Below are 351 nucleotides of genomic sequence, written 5' to 3' on the forward strand. Positions count from 1 at the left end.
GCATACCAAACCACACCCAGCACCGCCACACCCTTAGGAGATCATCATGTTCCGCAAAATCTGGACCACCGCCGTTCTGACCGCGACCGCCCTCGGCTTCGCCGCCGCCACCGCCGGCCCCGCCACCGCAGGGATCCAGGACAACCATTGCGAACCGCTCGTCCGCCGCTGACCCGCAGCATCCTTCCCCAACCACCGCACCGCCGCACTCCAGGAGATCATCATGTTCCGCAAAATCTGGACCACCGCCGTCCTGACCGCCACCGCCGTCGGCTTCGCCGCCGCCACCGCCGGCCCCGCCACCGCCGGCGTCGCGATGAACCATTGCGAACCGCTCGTCCGCCGCTAACC

The 351-nt window shown here is 68.4% G+C and carries 2 protein-coding genes; both read left to right on the forward strand.

What is annotated here, in order from left to right; genetic code table 11:
• Nucleotides 1-46 precede the first annotated feature (46 nt).
• Entirely contained in the window at nt 47-172 is a 126-nt protein-coding gene (locus tag JYA52_RS22620) for a hypothetical protein (protein ID WP_276208497.1), read from the forward strand.
• Between the two features lie 51 nt (nt 173-223).
• Complete coding sequence (locus JYA52_RS22625) at nt 224-349, forward strand: hypothetical protein (RefSeq protein WP_276208498.1); 126 nt, start codon at nt 224-226, stop codon at nt 347-349.
• Nucleotides 350-351 lie beyond the last annotated feature (2 nt).

Origin of the sequence: Arthrobacter pascens (assembly GCF_017052465.1) — a bacterium.
In the GTDB taxonomy this organism is placed as follows: domain Bacteria; phylum Actinomycetota; class Actinomycetes; order Actinomycetales; family Micrococcaceae; genus Arthrobacter; species Arthrobacter pascens.